We start from the raw sequence: 19,685 nt of genomic DNA on the forward strand, positions 1-19,685 counted from the left end.
GGCCACGGGCATGTCAYTCACCGTCACGCCGGTGAATGACATGCCCGTGGCCAGGGCCCTGTCGTTCACCACCCCGCATGGCGAGCCGGTGTCCGTGCGGCTCGAGGGCACCGACGGCGATGGCGACGCGCTGTCCTTCGAGGTGGTGGGGGCTCCCGCGAATGGCACGCTCTCGGGTACCGCGCCGGCCCTGGTCTACACGCCCTCGGCCGGGTTCGAGGGGGCGGACTCCTTCACCTACCGCGTGAGCGACGGGCAGGGCGCCTCCGAGCCCGTCACCGTCCGCATCACCGTGGCGCCGGCCCCGGTCACCCAGCCTCCCGTGACGGCTCCGACGGGCGGTTGCGGAGGCTGCGCCTCGACGGCGGAGGGGGCCTCACTCGCCTGGGCGGGACTGCTGTTGCTGCTCGCCCGGGGCTCGTGGCGGGGCCGGCGCGCGGCCCGGCGGGCCTGAGAGTGTCCTCGCTGGAGCGCTTCGACGAAGCGTGAGCGGCGCGGAGGCGTGGTTCGCTCACTTGCCGCGCATGGCGTCTCAGACCCGGCCTTCGAGGATGACCTGGGCCGAGGGGGAGGCCCACATCGCGCCGTCCGGGCGGGGCAGCCAGGGGCCGGCAACGGGGAACGCCGCCGCGTGCCGCCGGTTCTCCCGGTGGAGGAAGATCGTCACTCCCCCGTGAACCCCGGCGGAGAAGGGCCCCGGGCGTGGCCCCACGAAACCCTCCCAGCCGGAGAGCGCCCCGAGCGCCTCGGGCGTTGCTTCCCAGCGCTGGCGCGGGAGACGCCTGTTGGCCAGGTCCCGCGCGTCGAGCGGGCGGACCGCGAGCGCCACGCCGCTGGGAATCTCCCAGAGCCGCAGCGCCTCGTTGTCCCCGGCCGAGACCAGGCGGCGGTTGTCCTGAGAGAAGGCCAGCGCGTTCACCGGGACGCCATGGCCGGGGAGGGTGACGAGCCGCTCTCCACCGGCGGCGCTCCAGAGCTCGATCGTGCCCTCCTTGGTGCCGCCAGCGAGCCATTGGCCATCCGGCGAGAGGGCCAGGCACACGAGGCCACCCCGCGACGTCTCGACCCGGGCTCGGAGCGCGCCAGTGTCGGTATCCAACACCTCGGCGTTGGAAGAGTCCTTCTTCGCGACCGCGTAGCACAGGCCATCGGCGCTGAATGCCGTCAGGAACCAAATCACGTAGAGGACGTTTGTCCGATGGGCCAGCCGCTCGCCGCTCTCCGTGTCCCAGACGTGTACGCCCCCCTCCAGGGAGATGATGCGCCGGGTCCCGCAGGCGAACCAGTGCTCTGGTGGTCCGCCCTCCAGGTAGTTCCCCCGCTGGATATCGAGCTTCCGGAGGCGCTGCCCGGTGGCTCCGTCGTGGAGCCAGGCACCCATCACCAGGCGCCGGCCATCCGGTGAGAAGGCCATGGGCGCTGACGGCTCGGCCTGTCTGGGCTCCAGTGCACGCAGCCGCGCGAGATCCCAGACCCGCACCACCTGGCCATCCGTGGTCACCAGTCTCCGGCCATCCCCCGAGAGTGCCGCGCCCTCCGCGTCGTGGATGGGCAGGCACTCCTCCTGGCCGGTCTCGATGTCCAGGAGGAAGAGGCCCGCGCGACTCGGCGCGAGCAGGCGCCGGCCATCCGGGGAGAACACGGGCTTGTCCCAGAATGGCCGCGGCCCCTCCCATTTCCGCAAGAGCCGCCCCGTGGCCGCCTCGTAGAGGTGCATGAAGCCGAAGGCATATTCATCCCCGTGTCCGACGAGGGCGAACAGGGCCCCGTCCGGCGAGAAGCTCCCCGTATTGGCGTTCGCGTCCACTGGAATCTCGAGCTCGCAGCGGTGCGTGTCGGTGGCCACATCGTGGAGCGCGGCGCTCTCCCAGGCGCGGGTAACGAGCTTCAGGGGAGGCTCTGGAATCACCACGTCCCGCCTGTCGACGAGCGTTCCCTCCTCGATGTCCCAGTGGCGGTAGGCCATCCGCTCATCCAGGAGGACATGTCCCTCGGCGGTCATCGGCGAGAGGAGCCGGTGGGGGCGCGCCGTGCGCAATTCGGCGAGCAGCGGACCGCCCGGCACGAAGGGGGGTGGTCCCAGGGGACGCACCCACACACCGTGTGGCCCTCCCTGGGCGTGTTCCTCGCTCCAGCGCCGCGCGAGCCCGGTGAGCTCGGGGCTGTCATGATGGGAGCAACGCCAGTGGAGCACCGCGAAGAGAGCGTCTGGGTAGACCCGCAGGAAGGCGAGATCCATCTGGAGCGCCGCGGCCAGCCCCTCCAGCGCCGTGGCGGAGGGGGAGCCGGGTGGAAACTCCGCCGAGAGCGCCAGCAGCCGTTTCCGATGGGCGGCCAGCTCCCCCTTGCCGGCCGCCTCCTTCAGCGTGGCCAGGCTGCTCAGGACCTCGAACGCGCGCCGCGGATCTTCCGTCATGGCGGCGACGCTAACACGCCCGTGTTACGGCCCCCGGAGGATGAAGAGCATCGCACTCGGGGTGAATACAAGACAGCTGCGTCCGTCATCAGATGCATGCACGGCATCTTACGCAGCACGGTGCTCACAGCACTGCTGGCCACGTCCGCGACGGCGTGGGCCGAACCCTCCGCATCTCCAAACGCAACGGTGTCCCCGGTGCCGTTGATTGCCCTCGTTCCTGGCAAGGTCGTCTACGTCGACTCGGGGGGCTCGCGAACCCTCGCGGAGTGCCAGCAGGTGGAGGAGCGCCGGATGCTGGGCGGACCCGAGAAGGGCAAGCTGTTCCGGGAGACGGAGCCGTGCTCGCTCTGGTTCCTCGCCGTGCACCCACCCACGGGACGCTGGGCAATGGCCGCCTCGGTCTCGGGCGATACCTCGTCGTCCCGTCTGGTGAGCATGACGCTGTCGGGCCGGAAGCTCGAGGTGCCCACCGACAAGGCGGGGCGCGTCAAGCAGGGCGGCCTGCTCGTGATGGGGGACCTGGAGGGGGTCGTGGCCGTCACCCCCGGAGCGCCGGCGCAGTGGACCAGCAACCACGTTCACCACTCTCAGATTCCTGAGCTGTTCACGGCCGACGGCTCTCGCGTGCTCGTGTCCAACGGGACGGTGACCACCTCGGAGTGGTGGAGCTGGAGCTTCGGGCCCCGGCCCGAGGGCATTCGTGTGTTGCCGGCGCATGTGACGGACACGGCGGGCAACGACCTGGTCCTGGGGGAGCCGCGCACGGTGATGAGGCATGAGCGGAGTGGAGTCCGGATCGCCACGATGGACCCCACGGGCACGAAGCCCTGGAAGCTGGGGCCTCCCATGAAGCAGAAGCGAAAAGGAATGCTATCGCCCATGCTGCTGGGGGACACGATGGTCTTCTATCGCGAAGGAGTGACCGATGAAGGGGGCTGCGACGAGTCGAATCCCGGCACCTATCGTCGCCTCGACCTGCGCACCGGGCAGGAGCGGGTCTGGCGGACGCATGATACCTACTGCAGTGGCTTTGGGCTCGAGGCGGTGAGCGCGCGGCGCGGGACGGTGTACTTCATCGAGAGCAACTACTACTCCACGGGCGTCTCCCAGCTGTACGAGTACTCGCTCGACCGGGACGAGGTCCGTGCGCTGAATGCCCAAGGCTTCGAGGGGACGCACGACATCAGCGGAGATGGGCGGACGCTCCTCCTGTACGCGCGAGGCGGCGCGGTCAGCGTGTACAACGCCGACACGGACGAATCGGTCTGGTTGAAGGGGCTCGAGAACATCAGGGACGCGGGGTTGCTCGACCCGCGCTGAGCGGGGCTTTGCTACATCCCCGGGTCCCTGGGCAGCTCATCGAAGATCGGGGCCTCACGATGGCGCCGGTGACGACGGGCAGCCACAGCGTCCAAGCGCCAGCCAACTCGGTGGCTGGTGTGGAGGCAGGCTTAAGGGTGCAAGCATCTTCATGCACAGCAGCGAGGCTGCCAGCGGCACGCGCGGATTGGCGACGTGGGGTGCATCCGGTGCCGCTGGCACTCCGTCTCGCTACCCCAACCGGCGCAGCTCGCCGGTGTTGCCGTCCAGCCGCACCGTGTCGCCCGTTTTGAAGCGTTTCGTGGCGCCCGGCAGGTTCACCACCGCCGGAAGCCCATACTCCCGCGCCACCACCGCTCCGTGCGAGAGCGGGCTGCCGATCTCCGTGGCCAGTCCCGCCGCCCGGCAGAAGTACGGTGCCCAGCCCACGTCCGTGTACGGCACGATGAGGATCTCCCCCTCGCGCATCTCCACGGCTTCCTCGGGCGTTCGCGCCACCCTCGCCAACCCCACCACCATGCCGCGGCTCACCGGTGTCCCGTGCATCGCCGCCTCGGCGTCTCCTCCCTCGCTCGAGGGCGCGAGGGGCACGGGTTTGCCCCTCATGACGCGCGGGAACTCCAGTGCCATCTTCTGTGGATGCAGCCTGCGCCGGTGCTGCGCGCGGCGAACCAGTGCCCGTTCCTCGCCGTTCACCAGCTGGCCCAGCTCCTCGTGGGTGAGGAAGAACACCAGCTCCTCGTCTGGCAGCCGCCCCTGCTTCACCAACTGCCGGGCGATCTCCAGGTAGCCGTACCGGAGCTGCCGGGTGCACCGGACGCTCAGGGACTTGGAGCGCTCGCGGAGCACCACGGCCTCCCGGGCCCTGGGCAACAGCCAGCCGATGAACCGGCGAGCCCCGGGGGTCAGCCGCGCGAGCACCTCCTGGGTCCTGTCCTCCTTCCGCGCCGGCGGGGCCGTCCGCGGCACGCTCGCCGCGCGCTGGAGGTTGAGCACCAGCGGCCGAGGATCCTCCTGCCAGTCCCGCGCGTGCAGCTCCATCTCGCGGATGCAGCGGTGCCCGTGGTCACGCAGGAAGCCGGCGAACGCGGTGCGGATGGGCTCGGGTGCGCCCTCGCGCAGCCAGGCCAGCGCCTCGTCCTGTCCCAGGGCGACGAACCGTGCCGACGCCTCGGCGTCCGCCCAGAGCGCCGCCGTCACCTTGTCCATCGCCTCCGCCATCCCCAGGGAGCTCGACGCCACGTGGGCGTTCGTGGCCCCCTCGCTCGAGTGAGCCAGCAGTGCCGCCGCGTCCGCGTTGTGTTGCGCCTCGGCCCGCTTCCCACCGCTGAGCACCCGGAGGATGAGGGAGAGCAGCGCGCTGGAGAACGTCGAGGTGTGGATGTGCACCGCGAAGGCCTCGCGGACGACATCCACCGCCTCGTAGAGCCGCCGGTACGCGGTGGCCATGTCCTGGCCAGGTGTCCAGCGGAAGTCCGCCGTCTGGCGTGTGAAGGTGTCCAGCCGCTCGCGGGCCTGGAACAGCAGCCGGAAGTACCGCACGGTATTCAAGAGCCGCCGGTGGAACGGCGCGTTCGGGCCCAGGTCCACGTCCGGCAGCACGCACCCGGCGAGCGCGTAGTCCATGTCCTCCTTGCTCGCCCCCAGCACCTGCGTCCCCAGGAAGTACATGGTGTTCATGTTGATGAACTGGTGGCCGTAGAAGTTGAACACCAGCGGCCGCCCCTCCAGCTCCTCGGGCGGTACGCCGCAGCGCACGTACATGTCGCTCATGATCGTATCGAGCCGCCGCCCCAACACGCTCGAGGTCAGCGGCGTTGCCGCCCCGGGCATCACCTCGCTGACGTTGTAGGTGGTGAGGACGCAGTCCGGGGGAGGGGGCGGTGAGTCCAGCTCGTTGAGATCCGGCGCGTCCAGGGTGGTGATGGGCCGGGCCTGGAGCCAGTACAGCGTGCCGTCGGAGGCGATGGCCCACTCCATGTCCACCGGGTGCCCGAGCTTCGCCTCGGCCGTGAGCGCGTCGGAGAGCAGGGCCTGGAGCATGGCCGCGTCGATGGCGGGAGTCTCGCCCCGCGCCTGGGACTCCAGCACCTTCCCGTCGCGCGAGAGGACGAACTGGTCCGCGGCGCTCTGGCCGGAGACGAGCGCCTCGCCCAGGCCGGGAACGGCGTTCACCACCACCCGGTCCCTGGCGCCGCTGACGGGATCCACGGTGAAGAGCACGCCGGCGGCGCGGGCGTCCACCATGCGCTGCACCACCACGGACATACGGGTTTCGCCAGCGGCGCTCAACCCGTCACGGTAGGCATCCGCCCGGACGCCGTGCGCGGACCGCAGGCAGCGCTCCACCGCCTCGCGCAGGGCCTGAGCGCCCCGCACGTCCAACACCGTTTCGTACTGGCCCGCGAAGGACGTCTCCGCGCCGTCCTCACCCCGCGCCGACGAGCGCACCGCCAGGGCGGTATCGCCCAGCTTCGCGCACGCCTCCTCCAGGCCCTCGGGCAGCTGCCCCGGAGTGGCTCCGACGATGACGTAGCCCTCGGGGACTCGCAGCCCCATCCGGATGAGCTTCGCCAGGCCAGAGGCCTTCCCGCCCACCTCGTCGCCCTCGCTCCGCTCCAGTGGAATCAACCTCGGTCCCTGCGTGCTCATGCTTGTCCTTCTCCTGAAACGGTTCTGCTCTCCTCAGGCTCCTCGTTGGTGCGCCGCAGCGGGAGGTCCTGGAGGAAGAAGCCCATGAAGGTGGCGGTGGCGAGGACGCCGGTGGCCACCAGGAAGACGTGCGCCACCGCGGGCGCGATGCCCTCCTCGAGGCGCCGTGCCATCAGCGCACCGAAGAGCGCCACGCCCAGGGTGCCCGACAGGTTGCGCGCGAACGACGGCAGGGACACGCTCACTCCCAGGTGGCGGTGCTCCACCGCGTTCTGCGCCGCCAGCGACAGCGTGGGCAGCGTCAACCCGTACCCGAAGCCGATGAGCGCCAGCGCCGCCATGATGAACGAGGGCGTCGTCGAGGGGTTCAGCCGCGAGAGGGCGAACGTGCCCGCCGTCGACAGCGCCAGCCCACAGACGGCGATCCATCGGTACACGCCGGTGCGCGACACCAGCTGCCCGCCGATGATGCTTCCCACCACGAGCACCAGCATCATCGGCATCATCACCATTCCGGTGGCCGAGGCGCTCGAGTGCAGCACGCCCTGCATGAACAGCGGGATGAAGACACCGCCCACGTACAGCGCCGGCCCCGAGACGAACGCCGTGGCGATGCAGAGGGCGAAGACGGGCCGGCGGAAGAGCTCGAGCGGCACGATGGGCTCGCTGGCCCGGCGCTCGACGAGCACGAAGAATCCCAGCATCAGCACCCCCACGATCAGGGGGATCAGCCGGATGGACGCCGCGGCGTGCTCCGCGCTTCCCTCGCGGGCCGGGACCGCCAGCATCAGCGGCACGATGGCTCCGATCAGGGTCAGCGCCCCCAGCCAGTCCAGGGAGCGCCCGCGGTGGCTCGCCATGCCGGGCAGCCTGGCGAGCACTCCAATGGCGATGAGCCCCAGCGGCAGGTTGATGAGGAAGATGCCGCGCCAGCTCCAGTGGTCAGCCACCACGCCGCCCAGGATCGGCCCCACCAGGCTCGCCAGCGCGAAGACGCCGCTGAGCAGGCCCGTGTAGCGGCCGCGCTCGGACGGGGGGAACAGGTCTCCCACGAGCGCCGAGGAGCTCGCGGAGATGCACCCGCCGCCCAGGCCCTGGAGCCCGCGCGCGAGCACAAGCACCTCCATGCTGCGCGCAATCCCTCCCAGGGCGGAGGCGGCGAGGAACAAGGAGATGCCCGCCAGCATCATCACCTTGCGCCCCAGCACATCCCCCAGCTTGCCCCCGATGGGGACGGCGATGGTGTACGCGAGCATGTACGCGGTGAAAACCCAGGAGTACAGGTGGAGCCCGGACAGGTCCGCCACGATGCGGGGGAGCGCCGTTCCGACGATGGTCTGGTCCATCGCCGAGAGGAACAGCGAGAGCATGATGGCGGAGAGAACGGCCTTGCGGCCCTGCGGAGCGGGCGGGGCACTGGGAGACGGCGCGAGGGGCGTGATCATGGTCTGGGGTGCGCGGCGGCTGAAGCCCGTGGGCATGCGACGGAAGCGTTGCCGCCCTGTGAAGAAGAGGTGCGTGGTGCCGTCCGGAAGGGGGCTCACCCGGTAGGCCATGCGGCTCAGGTGCCGCCTTCATCGACGATTGCGTGCGTCTCGGCCTCGCGTCAGCGATGGGGAGAGGTGAGACGTGTCACCTTCGTCTGGGGGGCTCGACGCTCGTCGCGTGCGCCGCGGGGGTGCGCGGCGTGTCGTCTTCCTGCGCCCGGTAGGGCCGTCCATGTACACGGGTGTTTACTTATAGACGACGGACTGGCTCATGTCCAGGGATTGTCACGGATGTGTGAATGGGCTTGCCGCGGTGGCGTGGCTTTCCCGTGCTTCGTGCGGTTCGCCGGTCATGAGCAGTCCAGGACCTCCGAGGCTGTTTTCTCGAAGGTCGCGAAAGCCGTCGCATCGAAGGGCTTTGGGGCTGGTTGTCTTCATGAGGACCCTCCCGCAGGGCCGCACCCATCACGAAGGGGCCTCCGTTGGTGTGGGGCCTACCCGGCGCTCAGGTGCAATCCGAATCGAGGGCGCAGAACTGGCTGCGGCAGCCATCACGCTTGCCGCCGCGCCGCTGTCACATCCGCTTGGGGCGAGAAGGAGGGGGCTCCGGGAGGGTCCGACGCAACGAGGGCCTCCAGCCCCTCGTTGCGGGCGTCTCGCCAGTCACGCCTACCTGTCTCAGGAGAAACAGGACGGCGGAACCTGTGAGGCAACACCAAACAGCCTGGTTGAGGTGGTGGATTGTCCGTCACCCGTACGACATGTTGCTGAAGTGGAACGTGCTGTTGGCCTGCGTGGTGGTTGACCAGCAATAGTAGTAGGTCTGGCCGCCACCAGTCGTGCCCGTGTAGGCATCCCGGCCGTCGGCGGTCATGATGCGAAGTTTCCAGGTGGGCGGAATGGCCACGGTCTGGCCGGGGGGCTGCGCCCAGAGTTCCGCGACCCAGCCATTGTCATGCAGCAGATAGACAATGTAGTAATTGCCCGTGTCATTCGTGACGACGCAGCTGTAGTCAGAATCCCGGCTCTGGGTCTGGCCTGCGGCCAGGATCATCCGCCTGGAAACGGCGGGCGGAGAAGAGGGGTCGATCTGTACTGATGTGGCTTTTGCTATACTCATAGCATCTCTTCCTTGCGAGTGATGACCATGGAAGTGAACCCGCCTCCTTTTTAGGAGTAGGTTCGACTCAACCGGCCGAAACCGGGCTCGGCAGCCGGACTCAGTTCCACTCCACGTTGTCCGTGAACCATTGGTTCAGGTCCGACGTCCCGTAGCCGAAATACGGGCAGTGGAGCGCGCAGATGTAGATCATGTGCTGGGTGCCCAGCGCCCCCTTGAGATCGTCGTAGATGGTTCCCGGGTCCTGGTTCGACGCGATGAAGTAGGAGGTTTCGGTAACCTTCTTCGCGCTCGGATAGTCTCTTTCGAGTTTGACGGCGACCGGGGAACGCCCGGAAGAGTCGGCCAGCAGGTTGAACGTCACGATATAGGGTCGCATGGCGGAGTACCAAGCAACCGCCAGGCCAACCCGGAGCGCCCGGGCTTTTTACGCCCAGAGCGTCATCCTGGAGTGAAGGAGCACGCGCGGTCCTTTTCGGAGAGGGAATGGAGGAAGGCTTTCACCCCGGCGTCAAAGGCTGACATGTCAACGCGGAGGGCTGACGTGTCAACGCGGAGGGCTGACGTGTCAACAACCCGGACATCGGTTGCTCGACCCGCGCTGAGCGGGGCTTTGCTACACCCCTTGCTACAGCTCCGCGTCCGAATCTCCTTGGCACTCGGAGGTCATCGCCTCTGTTGCAGCCAGGCGGAGATGCGCCGCAGGACGGCCTCACGCACCGGCTGGGGGAGCGTCTCGATGACGATCCGGCGCAGCACGCCCTGGGTGAAGGTGGCGCCACGAAGCACCTTCGCCTCCTCCAGTTCCTTCCAGGGGGCGGCGAGCTGATCGAGGTTCAATCCCAGCACGCACGCGGCCAGCTCCAGGCTGAAGTCCGCTCCCGCGAGCGCCACCGTGCGCGCCAGCCGGAGCGCATCCGGGGACAACCGCTTGAGCCGCTGCTCGACGATCAACGTCACGCGGTCGGACGTGGGTGGTGCGGCGGGGAATCGTCCGTCGAAGCCAGCGGCGAGCAGGCTCCGGGCCGTCTCGATGACGAAGAACGGATTGCAACCCGTGTACTTCGCCATCTGTGGAACGATCGACTTCAGCTCGGGGACGCCGATGTCGTCGATCAGCTCGCCGACGGATGCCAGCGTCAGCGGCTCCAGGGAGAGCCATGCCGCGAGTCCCGCCTCCCGGTGCTCGCGCAGCCTGTCCTCGAAGGCGGGGGAGAGCTCGCCCGTGCGGAAGCAGGTGAGCATCCGCAGTGTTTCGCCTTCGGGCCCCGGCTCCAGCAGCAGATCCTGCACCCGCAGGTGCAGCTCCAGGCTGGCCGCGTCCGCGCGGTGTGCGTTGTCGAGCACCAGGGCCGACATCTTTCCGCAGTGGGTGCGGATCAGCCGGGCGAGCGCCTCGGCGAGCCGGGCCTTCTCCTCGGGGCTGGAGGGCAGGGGCGGTGCGCTGGGCTCGAGTTCCGGGACGAGCCGGGCAATCTCCTGCCGCACCCAGGGCTCCAGGGGCCGTTGTGGTTCGAGCCCCAGGACGAAGCGGGAGAGCCGGGCGCTCGTCGCGTAGGGAGCGGACGGATCAGCCGGCCTGGCCGCGACGAGGAGCCAGGAGCCCTCCTGGGCACTGCAGAAATCGGAGACCAGCCGCGTCTTGCCAATGCCCGCCTCGCCGAACACGTAGACGGGACGGCCCGCGGCCCAGGCCTCTTCCAGGAGGGCCCACTCGTTGTCGCGGCCGAGCAGGTGCGGAGGGCAGAGGTCATCGAGGGACCTGTCCTCGGGGGGACGGGTCCGGGAATGCTCCTGTTCCGTGGGCCGCTCGAGGTCCTGGACGAGTGCCCGGGTCTCCGGGGAGGGATCGATGCCAAGCTCCCGGTGGAGTTGTTCCTTGCAGTCGCGATAGGCCCGCAGGGCGGAGGACCGGTCCCCGAGCTGGAGATGAAGGCGGATCGCCGCCTGCCAGGCATTCTCGGAGGTGGACTGCAGCTGGAGCAGCCGCCGCACCACGTCGAGCGCGGCCTCGAACTGGCCGTCCTGCTCCATCCGGAGGGCCTCGGTCTCCGCGGCACGGCATTGCTGGTAGTGGAACCGGGCGCGTTGGATCCGGAGCCAATCCTCGAACTCGTCACAGCCGTCGTAGGTGAAGCCGGCGAGCAGCTCGCCCTGGTGGATGAGCTTGGAGTATTCGCGGGCCTCGAAGTGCTTCTGGAAGAGGAGGGCGTCGACGAGGATGCCCTCACACAACCCGATGGGATCGACTCCCTCGAGGCCTTGTGCACCCAGGGGACGCCGCAGCCTGTGCAGGCTTTGGCGGAGGTTGCCGGCGCTGTCGGGTGCATCCGGCCACAGAAGGCTGGCGAGCCGGCTGCGTTGGGTGGGACCCTCGATGGCCAGATAGGTCACCAACGCCGCCGTCTTGCGCTCCATGTGTACGGCGCCCGTGGGCAGGGTCAACCGGGCACGGCCAAGCACCTCGATACGCGTGGCAACGGATTGCATGGTCCCCCTCCAGAAGAGTGGGATTGTTCACGCACCGTGATGTAGGCCGCAAGACTGATGTGAGCCAGGTGCATGCGTGCGGACATGCCGCTGTCACGCCGCGGTCACGCTTTGGAGCGTGGTTTCAAAGCCTCGCATCACGCGCCAATCACGCCGTGGGTGCACAGTGCTCGTGAAGGCGCGGGGGCAGGACCCGCTCCTTTCCGGCCCGGGCCGGGTGCTCTTGTTTCACGGGGGGGGAGACGATGTCCGCGACACATGGAGGAAAACACGTATCGGGGAGGTTCGTTCATTGCTGCCTGGGATTTGTCTGCCTGTGGACGTTGCCGGCGCTGGCGCAGAACAAGCCCGTGTCCGTGGTGCCCGCCGTACCCTTGGCGCCCGTGGCTCCGGTTCCGCCTCCGGTCCGCTATCCGGAGTTGGTCGTCACCGAGCTGCGCAACGAGATTGCCTCCCACAGCAGCCGGATCGCGCGGTTGCTCCGGGAGCGCGCGGCCCTGGATGAGCAGCTCGGGAAGATCGGGCCGGATGAAAAGGCTTCCACGCAATTGAAAGAGCAGCGGGCGCGGCTCGTCCGGGCGGTGGAGGAGAAGAACAGGGAGCTGAACGAGGCCGTCGTGCGGCAGGAGACGCTGTTGTCCATGGCCGCGGAGCATGCGGAGGCGCTGGAGGAGCTCGGGAACGAGCGGAAGCTGCTCCGTTTCATGGTGGGAGGCGGCGTGGGGCTGAGGCGGCTCGAGGACGTCCAGCTCGGGCCGGGGGGCGGCGGGGCTTCTCCGGGGGCAGCACCGGTGGGCACGGATGCGCCCCGGGTGGACGTGCTGGGCGCGGTCGCGTTCCTGCCCGTGGACTTCAACAGCCGGGATCGCCACCAGACGTTCAGCCTGGGCGTCATGGCGGGGCTGGGGGGCAACGGCTTTCCGGCCAACGTCTACGCCGGACTGACGCTCAAGGTGTGGGTTCTGTACCTCAACGCCGGGGCCAACTTCCGCAAGGAGGATGCCTGGCGCCAGGGGCCGCCGACACAGGCCGCGTTCTGGCAGGGGGCGTGGACACCCACCCTGTTCGCGGGGGTGGCCCTGGACAGCGAGGCGCTGCTCGCCATCCAGCGGGTGTTGCCGCCGAAGCGTGCGCCAGAGGGTTTGCAGGTTGATCCGAGGTGAGGGGCGGGAGGGGGGTGCCCCTCATCTCGGGTCTTTTTCAGCTTACGGCAGCGCCAGGGCAACGCGCTGGCGCAGGCGCAGGAAGTCGTCGGACAGGACGTAGTTGAGGATCTGCTGCAGGTCGGCGCGCTCGCGCAGGGCCTGGAGCAGGGGCTCGGCGTTGTCCAGACGGGCGGTGGCGAAGTTCGGGTCCTCGCGCAGCACCATGGTGAGGCCCACCGACACGTCGCCGCACATCAGCACGCCGGCGCGGTCCGCCGAGTACGCCATGCCCGCCAGCACGGGCTCCAGCTCCACCCGGGACTGGGGGCCCAGATCCAGGGCGGCCGGCTCCAGCGACTTGAGCGCCTTGCGCGAGTAGGCCCGGCGGTACTGCCGCACCATCTCCTCGTTGTTGCGGCCCAGCGCGGTGAACAGCGGGGCGAAGATGCGGATGGAGTTGCCGAACAAGTCCTGCGTCTCGCCGCGCGACAGCTTGGAGAGAACCGCCGTCTTGTTGAGCAGGCCCAGCACCGCGCGGCCGAAGAGGAACTTCTGCTCGCGGGCGTTGAAGCGGCGCACCACGTCCTGGCCCACGCACACGCTCAGCGGCTCGGTCGTCTCCAGGCCGATGAGGCCGCGGCGGGCCTGGTACACCTCGAACTCCTCCACGCCGAACACCTGCGCCACGGTGCGCACGGCCTTGAAGACGGCATGGTCCGGCTTGAGCTTGTCCGTCTTGCGGTCCACCCCGAGCAGCTCGAACTGGGCCGGGTGCAGCTTGCTGAGCTGATCACCCACGGAGCGCATGACCTCGAGCAGCGGCCCGCGGGAGGAGGGGTGCATGAGCCCGGCGTCCACGTCCGCCACGCTCAGGCGCTCCTGCGTTTCGGTGGGCAGGCGGCTGCGCATCTCCGAGTAGAAGGTGGCCTCCGCCTCGTTGGCCGAGCGCAGGAAGTGCAGCACGGCGGCGGCGCAGAAGGCCTTGTCCGTCTGCCGGGTGCCTTCCCACAGGCGGAAGAGCGCGTGCAGGCTCTCCACGCGGGTGGGATCCAGCTTCAGCAGCTGCCGGTTCTCCTCGATGGCGAGCTGCGAGGCCGCCGCGTCGCGCATGTACAGGGCGGCCAGGGCCGAGCGGGCCGGGACGTTGGCCGGGTCCGCGTCGACGACGTGCCGGTACACGGTGATGGCCCGGGTGGGCTCCTCCAGCGGGCCGGCGTACAGGTCCGCCACCTTCAGCCGCAGCGAGGCGGCGCGCTTCGTGTCGCCGGTGGACACGGCCTGGGCGGCCTGGGCCTCCAGCATCTGCGACAGCTCCAGCAGGTTGCCGGCGCGCTCGTAGAGCACCACCAGCCGGTCCACCAGCGTGATGTCGCCCGGGGTGAGCTCCAGGGCCTGGCGGTAGAGCGTGGAGGCGGAGGCGCCGTCTCCCAGCCCCTGCTCGTGGATCTGCGCCAGCGTCACGGTGTGGCGCGCGCGCTCGGCCATGGGGAGATCCATCTCCAGCAGCCGGCGCAGGCAGTCCATGGCGCCCTGCCAGTTGCGCACCAGCTGGAAGAGGGTGGCCATGCGCTCCAGCACCTCGGTGTTGCGCGGCAGGCCCTCGCGCGCGGCGTGCAGGTGCATGGCCGCGCGGCTCGGCTCGGACAGCTGGTCCTGGTACAGCGCGCCGAGCGTCAGGTGCAGCTTCGCCACGTGGGCCGGCTCACCCCCGAGCGGAATGCGCTGGGCGAGCATCGCGGCGGCGTCGGCGTACCGGTGCTCCTCCAGCAGCAACTGGGCGCGCAGCTCCAGGGCCTCGGCGTGGGCGGGCTGGACGGACAGGGTGCGCTCGAGCAGCTCCAGGGCGCGGGCGCGGTTGCCCAGGGAGGACAGGTGCGTCTTGGCCGCGCCGAAGAAGGCCGCAGCGGCCGAGGCGGGATCCTGCTGGGCCAGCCGGGCCTCGGCGCGACGCTCCTGCAGCGTGGCCAGGTCCGCCGCGCCACCGCGCGCGGCCAGCAGATCCTCCAGGCCCGCGGTCGCCTGGGCGTCCAGCGGATCCTTCTCCAGGGCCTGGCGGTACAGGGCGATGGCGCCCTCCGAGTCCTGCAACGGGCCCGCGGCGATCCGGGCCGCGGCGACGAAGGCCTCGATGGCGCTGCGGGGATCCTTCGCGACGCGGGCCTCGCTCTCCAACAGGACCCGGGCGGAGGCGGCATCGCCCTTGCGGGACAGCAGGCGGCGCAGACCCTGCATCGCGGGCAGGCACTGCGGCTGCAACTGGAGCGCGGCGCGGTAGGCCTGCTCGGCGCGGTGGGGGTTGTTCAGCCGCGACTCGTCCAGCTCCGCGCAGCGCAGCATCAGCTCCACGCGCTCCAGCTCTTCGCCCACCACCTGGAGCCGGCGCATGTAGAGCTCGGACAGGCCGGCGGCGTCGCCCGCCTGGCGCAGGGCGCGCTCCAGGTAGAAGGCGAGCCGCACGTCCCGGGGGTTCTCCGCCACGGCGCGGCGCAGGGCCTCCAGGTCGGTGCCCTTGTCCAGGTCCGTGGCGGCGTTCACCCGCAGGGCGGTGCCCAGGCGCGGATCCTTCACCACCTCGGCCAGGCGCAGGCGCAGCTCGCCGCGGCGCGCCCGGTCACCCGCGCGGATGCGCTCCAGCGTCTTGAGGGCCGACAGGTGGCCGGGCTCCAGCGCCAGCACCGCCTCGCAGCACTGGGCCGCGCGCGCGGGCTCCTGGAAGTGGTCCAGGTACAGCCGCGCCAGCTTCATGTACGCGGCCACCTTGGCCCCCGGCGTCTGGGCCATCTGCGTCTCGCGGTCCAGCAGCGCCACCAGCTCCTTCACGTCCTCGTCGGCCAGGAACAGCCGCTCCAGGGCGCGCAGCGTGGCGGCGTGGCCCGGCGCCATCCGCAGCACCTCCTGGAAGACCTCGATGGCCATCTCCGGCCGCTTGAGCTGATCCTCCCAGATGGTGGCCGCGTGGTAGAGGGCGTTGGCCCGCTCCATCGGATCCGTCCGGTTGGCGGCCTCGGCGCGCAGCACCTCGATGAGGCTCTCCCACGCGCCCTGGGTCTTGTAGAGCCGCGCCAGCGCGCGCAGCGCCGGGAAGTGGCTCGGCGCCAGCGTCAGCACCTCCTGGTAGGAGGCGACGGCCTGGTGCTCGTCCTTGAGCCGGTGCTCGCACAGCTCGCCGATCTTGTAGATGAGCGACGCGGCCGTCTCCGCCGTGGGGGCGAACTCCGCCTCGGCCCGGTACATGCGGATGAGCAGATCCCACTTGCCCTCCTGCGCGTACAGCCGGCCCAGCGCCTTGAGCGCCGGCAGGTACGAGGGCGTGAGCGTCAGCACCCGCTCGTAGGCGGCGATGGCACCCGCGCGATCCTTCAGGTGCTCGTCCAGGATCTCCGCGTTGCGGTGGTAGAGCGAGAGCACCTGCTTGGTGTCTCCCACCAGCGACGCCTCCAGCTCCTGGTTGGTGATGAGCTCCTGGAAGCGCCCGGCGCGCTCCAGCAGCCGCGACAGGTTGCGGATGGTGGGCAGGTGGTCCGACGCCAGGTCGAGGATGCGCCGCATGCACTCGATGGCGTGGTCCAGATCGCTCAGCCGGTCCTCGTAGATGACGGCGACCTTGTTGAGCGTGGTGATGAGCTGATCCCGATCCTGCGTCTGGAGCAGATCCTGCTCGTACATGGCCACGAGCTCGGCGAAGCGGCTCTGGCGCTCGTAGAGGCGGGTGAGGGCCTTCTGGGAGGGGAGGTAGCCCGGCTGGAGCTGGAGGCAGGTGTTGTAGCGTTGAATCGCCTCTTCCTGCCGGCCGAGCCGCTCCTCGAGGATCTCCGCCGCCTTGAACATGCGCGCGGCCTTCTCCTTGGGATCCGGGCTGGAGGCGCTCTCGGCGTCGAAGACGGAGACGAGGCCCTCCCAGTTCTGCATGCGGTAGAAGAGCTTGCCCAGGCCGGCGAGCGCGGCGGCGTGGCCGGGGATGCGCGAGAGGATGGCCTGGTAGCGGGAGATGGCGTCCACCTCGCGCTTGAGATCCTCCTCGTAGAGGGCCGCCAGCCGCAGGTTGATGGCCACCAGCTCGCTCTCGTCGTTGATGCAGCCCACCCAGGCGAGCAGCACGTCGGCGAGCTCCTCGAAGCGCTGGCGCGTCTCGTAGATGTTGGCGAGCGCGGCGAGGATGAGGGACTCGTTGGGGCTCACGCGGCGCGCGTCGAGCAGCGCCGCCAGCGCCTCCTCCTTGCGCCCGAGCCGCTCGTACATTTTACACAGCTGGAGCCAGGCGGGAGCGCCCTGGGGCCCGAGCACCTCGGCCTCGGCGGTGAGGACCTCGAGCAGCTCCTCGGCGCGGCCCTCGCGCAGGGCCACGCGCTTGAGGGCGTTGAGCAGGAGCAGATCCGTGCGATCCAGGGTGAAGGCCTCGCGGAAGCAGGCGGCGGCCTCGTCCTGCCGCTTGAGCCGCTCCTCGAGCACCAGGCCCGCGGCGGTGAGGTAGTGGGCGCGCAGGGCGGGAGTCTCCAGCGCGGCGGCCAGCAGCCGGTACACCTCGACGAGAGAGGCGTGGTCATTGCGCGCGGCGAAGATGGCCTCGAGCTGGGTGAGCAGCGAGGGATCCTGGGGCCGCAGCTCCAGACACTGCTGGAAGGCGGCGGTGGCATCGGCCTCGCGCGACAGGCGCTCCTCGAGCAGGGTGCCCTTCTCGAAGAGGAGGGTGGCGCGATCGGCGGGGGTCTCGGTGGCGTTCAGCTCGGCCTCGAGGAGCTGGACGGCCATCTGCCAGTTGCCCACGTCGGCGAAGAGCCGGCGCGCGGCGCGGAGGTTGGCGAGGAAGCGGGGCGCGAGCCGGTAGGCCTGGTTGTAGGCCATGGCCGCGTTGCGCGGGTTCTTGAGGGGATCCTCGAAGAGGCGGCCCATCTCATGGAAGAGGAGGGCGGCCTGGGGCTCGTTGCCGAGTGCACGCGCCTCGCGCTCCAGGGTGGTGATGCGCTCGCGGGCGTCCTGCTCGGGGCTGGAGGCCACGGGAAGCGTGGCGATGGTGGAGGCGAGGGCCTCGGTGGCACCCGGACGGGTCGGGGTTCCTCCCGTGGGGGTTCCTCCCAAAGTGACGGCGCCCACGGGGACACCGGGGGAGGACACACCAGGAGACGTCGAGGTGGGCATCCTCGGCAGATCGTTGCGCTCGCTCATGGGGAAACGGGCTCCGTGAGGGGAATCAAGGCGAAAAGTCGCACGCCTTTCGGGGTCGTACCATGTGCTCGGAAGCCCCTCAAGTTCCCGACTTTCTTGGAATTTTGCCCGGCTTGCAGGCCGGGAGGGCGAGCCAGCGTTCGCTGTGGGGCTGGCAACCCGTACCGCGAGGAGGGGTGCCGGAGGCGGTGGGCTTCCTAGCTTCCAGGCGAGGCCCGGGCTGGCCGGTTCCGAGGGGAGCCGGAGGCGGTGCGCGGGTGGCGGCGGGACGCCGGGGGGCGCTCGTGGGTAGCTATCGGATCATCCGGAGACTGGCGGTGAACCCCGTGGCCGAGGCCTTCCTCGCCCGGAGCACGGGGCCCGGGAGCCCGGAGTCGCCCGTCGTCCTCGAGCGCCTGCTGCCCGGAGTCGCCCGGGATGCCTCCTTCGTGGAGCTCTTCCTGGAGCCGGCGCGGGCCACCGGGCCGGGGCACCCGAATGTCGTGCGGGTGCTCGACGCGGGCCTGAGCGGAGAGCGGCCCTGCCGGGTGCTGGAGCTCGTGGACGGGGAGCCGTTGGGCGCGCTGCTCGCGGCGCGGGCGCGGGGGATGGTGATCGGCCTGCGGGAGATGTGCTTCATCGTCATGCAGGTGGCCGAGGGGCTCGACAGCCTCCACCAGGCCCGTGCCTGCCACCGGGGTCTGCATCCCAGCCACGTGTGGATCTCCCAGGGAGGCGCGGTGATGCTGGTGGACACGGGGGGCGCTTCCCGGAGCAATCCGCCCTATCTCACGCCCGAGCAGGCCCGGGGCCGTCCCGCGGATGGGCGCGGTGACGTCTTCCGTCTCGGGTTGATCCTCTACGAGCTGATCGCGGGCCGGCCGCTCTTCGCGGGCCCGCCGCCCCAGGCCCTCCACCACATCGGCACCTTCGACGAGCGCGTCCTCGAGCCGCTGCCGGGGTGTCCGCCCTCGCTCTGGACCGTGCTGCTCCAGGCCCTCTCCGCGGAGCCCGGGGCCCGCTTCGGCTCGGCGCGCGTCTTCGCGGACACCCTGCGGGCCTTCCTCGAGGAGCGCCAGCTCTGTGTGGATCATCTGGACATCGCCAGCCTCTTCACCCGGCTCTTCCCCGGGCGCCGCTCGTCTCACGAGGAGGGGGTGGACGCGCAGGGCGAACGTCTGGAGATTGTGCCCCACGCCGTCCGGATGGAGCCTGGGAGCCATGTCCAGGCGGAGCCTCCGCCGATGCTGTACCCCGTGGGGCCGCCTCCGCCGCCGGACGCGGCACTCGAGGAGGCACCGGAACCGATGACGTTGCAGCAACTGCAGGCGCGGCTGCTCGACGAGGCGTTGAAGTTGGTGGGAGGGGGCGCGGAGATGGCGCCCCTGCTGGTCCGGCTCACCCGCCGCTGTGTGACGTCGCTGGGGGGAAGCTGTGGCGAGGAGGCGCTGGCCGTCATGGCGGCGCGCACGCTCGTGCTCGCGGCGCGGTTGGAGGAGCCCCGGCGTTTCGTCATGCCCTCGCTGGCGCGGGTGCGTTCCCTGGTGGAGGGGTTCCCGGAGTTGGGAGAGGTGCTGTCCGCCGTGCTGCTCACGGGGCACGACTCCCTGCCTCCCGCGGGGCGCGCCGCGAGGGCCCTGCTGTGCGCCTCGGCCTTCGTCGCCCAGGTGCGGAACGCCAGTCCTGGAGTGGTGGAATCGGCCCGGGTACTCGGCCAGTTGCGGCAGGATCCGCGGCTGTCCCCGGGGGTCCTGGAGGCCCTCTCCGCCGAGCTGGGCGTGAGCGCCATGCTGCCCTGTGTGACGGCGCGCCAGGCGTTGCTCAGGTAGCGCCCCCGGGGCGGGTCTGTGATACGGCGTGCCCCGTGGACATTGCCGACGCGAAGCCTTCTTCCTCCATTGAAGAGTCTC

General features: G+C 70.0%; 11 protein-coding genes. 4 read left to right on the forward strand and 7 right to left on the reverse strand.

Features of this window, described 5'->3' with window-relative positions:
- Nucleotides 1–454, forward strand: a 454-nt coding sequence (locus BO221_RS44715; protein WP_233166544.1) for an Ig-like domain-containing protein, incomplete at its 5' end; no start/stop codon positions are given.
- A gap of 78 nt (nucleotides 455–532) precedes the next feature.
- Here BO221_RS44715 and BO221_RS44720 read toward each other — a convergent pair.
- Nucleotides 533–2,416, reverse strand: coding sequence for a WD40 repeat domain-containing protein (locus BO221_RS44720; RefSeq protein ID WP_073567057.1), 1,884 nt, complete (start codon nucleotides 2,414–2,416; stop codon nucleotides 533–535).
- Between the two features lie 96 nt (nucleotides 2,417–2,512).
- On the opposite strand from BO221_RS44720, the gene BO221_RS44725 reads away from it, so the two are divergent.
- Nucleotides 2,513–3,739 (forward strand): hypothetical protein, encoded by a 1,227-nt coding sequence (locus BO221_RS44725; RefSeq protein ID WP_143196047.1) that lies wholly within the window; start codon nucleotides 2,513–2,515, stop codon nucleotides 3,737–3,739.
- A gap of 231 nt (nucleotides 3,740–3,970) precedes the next feature.
- Here BO221_RS44725 and BO221_RS44730 read toward each other — a convergent pair whose 3' ends face one another.
- The 5 genes from BO221_RS44730 to BO221_RS44750 all read right to left on the reverse strand — a co-directional run bounded on the left by BO221_RS44730 (nucleotide 3,971) and on the right by BO221_RS44750 (nucleotide 11,488).
- Nucleotides 3,971–6,391, reverse strand: a complete 2,421-nt coding sequence (locus BO221_RS44730; RefSeq protein ID WP_073567059.1) for a PEP/pyruvate-binding domain-containing protein — start codon at nucleotides 6,389–6,391, stop codon at nucleotides 3,971–3,973.
- Entirely contained in the window at nucleotides 6,388–7,947 is a 1,560-nt protein-coding gene (locus tag BO221_RS44735) for an MDR family MFS transporter (RefSeq protein ID WP_083682433.1), read from the reverse strand. The genes BO221_RS44730 and BO221_RS44735 overlap by 4 nt, the downstream gene beginning before the upstream one ends.
- A gap of 679 nt (nucleotides 7,948–8,626) precedes the next feature.
- Nucleotides 8,627–8,998, reverse strand: a complete 372-nt coding sequence (locus BO221_RS44740; protein WP_143196048.1) for a hypothetical protein — start codon at nucleotides 8,996–8,998, stop codon at nucleotides 8,627–8,629.
- Nucleotides 8,999–9,098: 100 nt separating this feature from the next.
- Nucleotides 9,099–9,377 (reverse strand): hypothetical protein, encoded by a 279-nt coding sequence (locus tag BO221_RS44745; protein WP_073567061.1) that lies wholly within the window; start codon nucleotides 9,375–9,377, stop codon nucleotides 9,099–9,101.
- Between the two features lie 287 nt (nucleotides 9,378–9,664).
- Nucleotides 9,665–11,488 carry an AAA family ATPase gene (locus tag BO221_RS44750; protein ID WP_073567062.1) on the reverse strand — a complete coding sequence of 608 codons (1,824 nt, stop codon included), beginning with the start codon at nucleotides 11,486–11,488 and terminating at the stop codon, nucleotides 9,665–9,667.
- 245 nt (nucleotides 11,489–11,733) lie between these two features.
- On the opposite strand from BO221_RS44750, the gene BO221_RS44755 reads away from it, so the two are divergent.
- Nucleotides 11,734–12,651, forward strand: coding sequence for a hypothetical protein (locus BO221_RS44755; RefSeq protein ID WP_143196049.1), 918 nt, complete (start codon nucleotides 11,734–11,736; stop codon nucleotides 12,649–12,651).
- A gap of 42 nt (nucleotides 12,652–12,693) precedes the next feature.
- On the opposite strand, the gene BO221_RS44760 is transcribed toward BO221_RS44755, so the two are convergent.
- The gene (locus tag BO221_RS44760) at nucleotides 12,694–17,796 is read right to left on the reverse strand and encodes a hypothetical protein (protein ID WP_073567064.1); all 5,103 of its coding nucleotides are present in this window, start codon (nucleotides 17,794–17,796) and stop codon (nucleotides 12,694–12,696) included.
- Between the two features lie 284 nt (nucleotides 17,797–18,080).
- Between BO221_RS44760 and BO221_RS44765 the strand changes: the two genes are divergently transcribed.
- Complete coding sequence (locus BO221_RS44765; RefSeq protein ID WP_158080027.1) at nucleotides 18,081–19,604, forward strand: serine/threonine-protein kinase; 1,524 nt, start codon at nucleotides 18,081–18,083, stop codon at nucleotides 19,602–19,604.
- Nucleotides 19,605–19,685: the final 81 nt, after the last annotated feature.

Origin of the sequence: Archangium sp. Cb G35 (assembly GCF_001896145.1) — a bacterium.
In the GTDB taxonomy this organism is placed as follows: Bacteria; Myxococcota; Myxococcia; order Myxococcales; family Myxococcaceae; genus Archangium; species Archangium violaceum.

Coding starts and splice junctions, on each gene's coding strand:
- BO221_RS44720 (WP_073567057.1), bottom strand. CDS start 2,416: ATGACGGAAGATCCGCGGCGCGCGTTCGAGGTCCTGAGCAGCCTGGCC.
- BO221_RS44725 (WP_143196047.1), top strand. CDS start 2,513: ATGCACGGCATCTTACGCAGCACGGTGCTCACAGCACTGCTGGCCACG.
- BO221_RS44730 (WP_073567059.1), bottom strand. CDS start 6,391: ATGAGCACGCAGGGACCGAGGTTGATTCCACTGGAGCGGAGCGAGGGC.
- BO221_RS44735 (WP_083682433.1), bottom strand. CDS start 7,947: ATGGCCTACCGGGTGAGCCCCCTTCCGGACGGCACCACGCACCTCTTC.
- BO221_RS44740 (WP_143196048.1), bottom strand. CDS start 8,998: ATGAGTATAGCAAAAGCCACATCAGTACAGATCGACCCCTCTTCTCCG.
- BO221_RS44745 (WP_073567061.1), bottom strand. CDS start 9,377: ATGCGACCCTATATCGTGACGTTCAACCTGCTGGCCGACTCTTCCGGG.
- BO221_RS44750 (WP_073567062.1), bottom strand. CDS start 11,488: ATGCAATCCGTTGCCACGCGTATCGAGGTGCTTGGCCGTGCCCGGTTG.
- BO221_RS44755 (WP_143196049.1), top strand. CDS start 11,734: ATGTCCGCGACACATGGAGGAAAACACGTATCGGGGAGGTTCGTTCAT.
- BO221_RS44760 (WP_073567064.1), bottom strand. CDS start 17,796: ATGAGCGAGCGCAACGATCTGCCGAGGATGCCCACCTCGACGTCTCCT.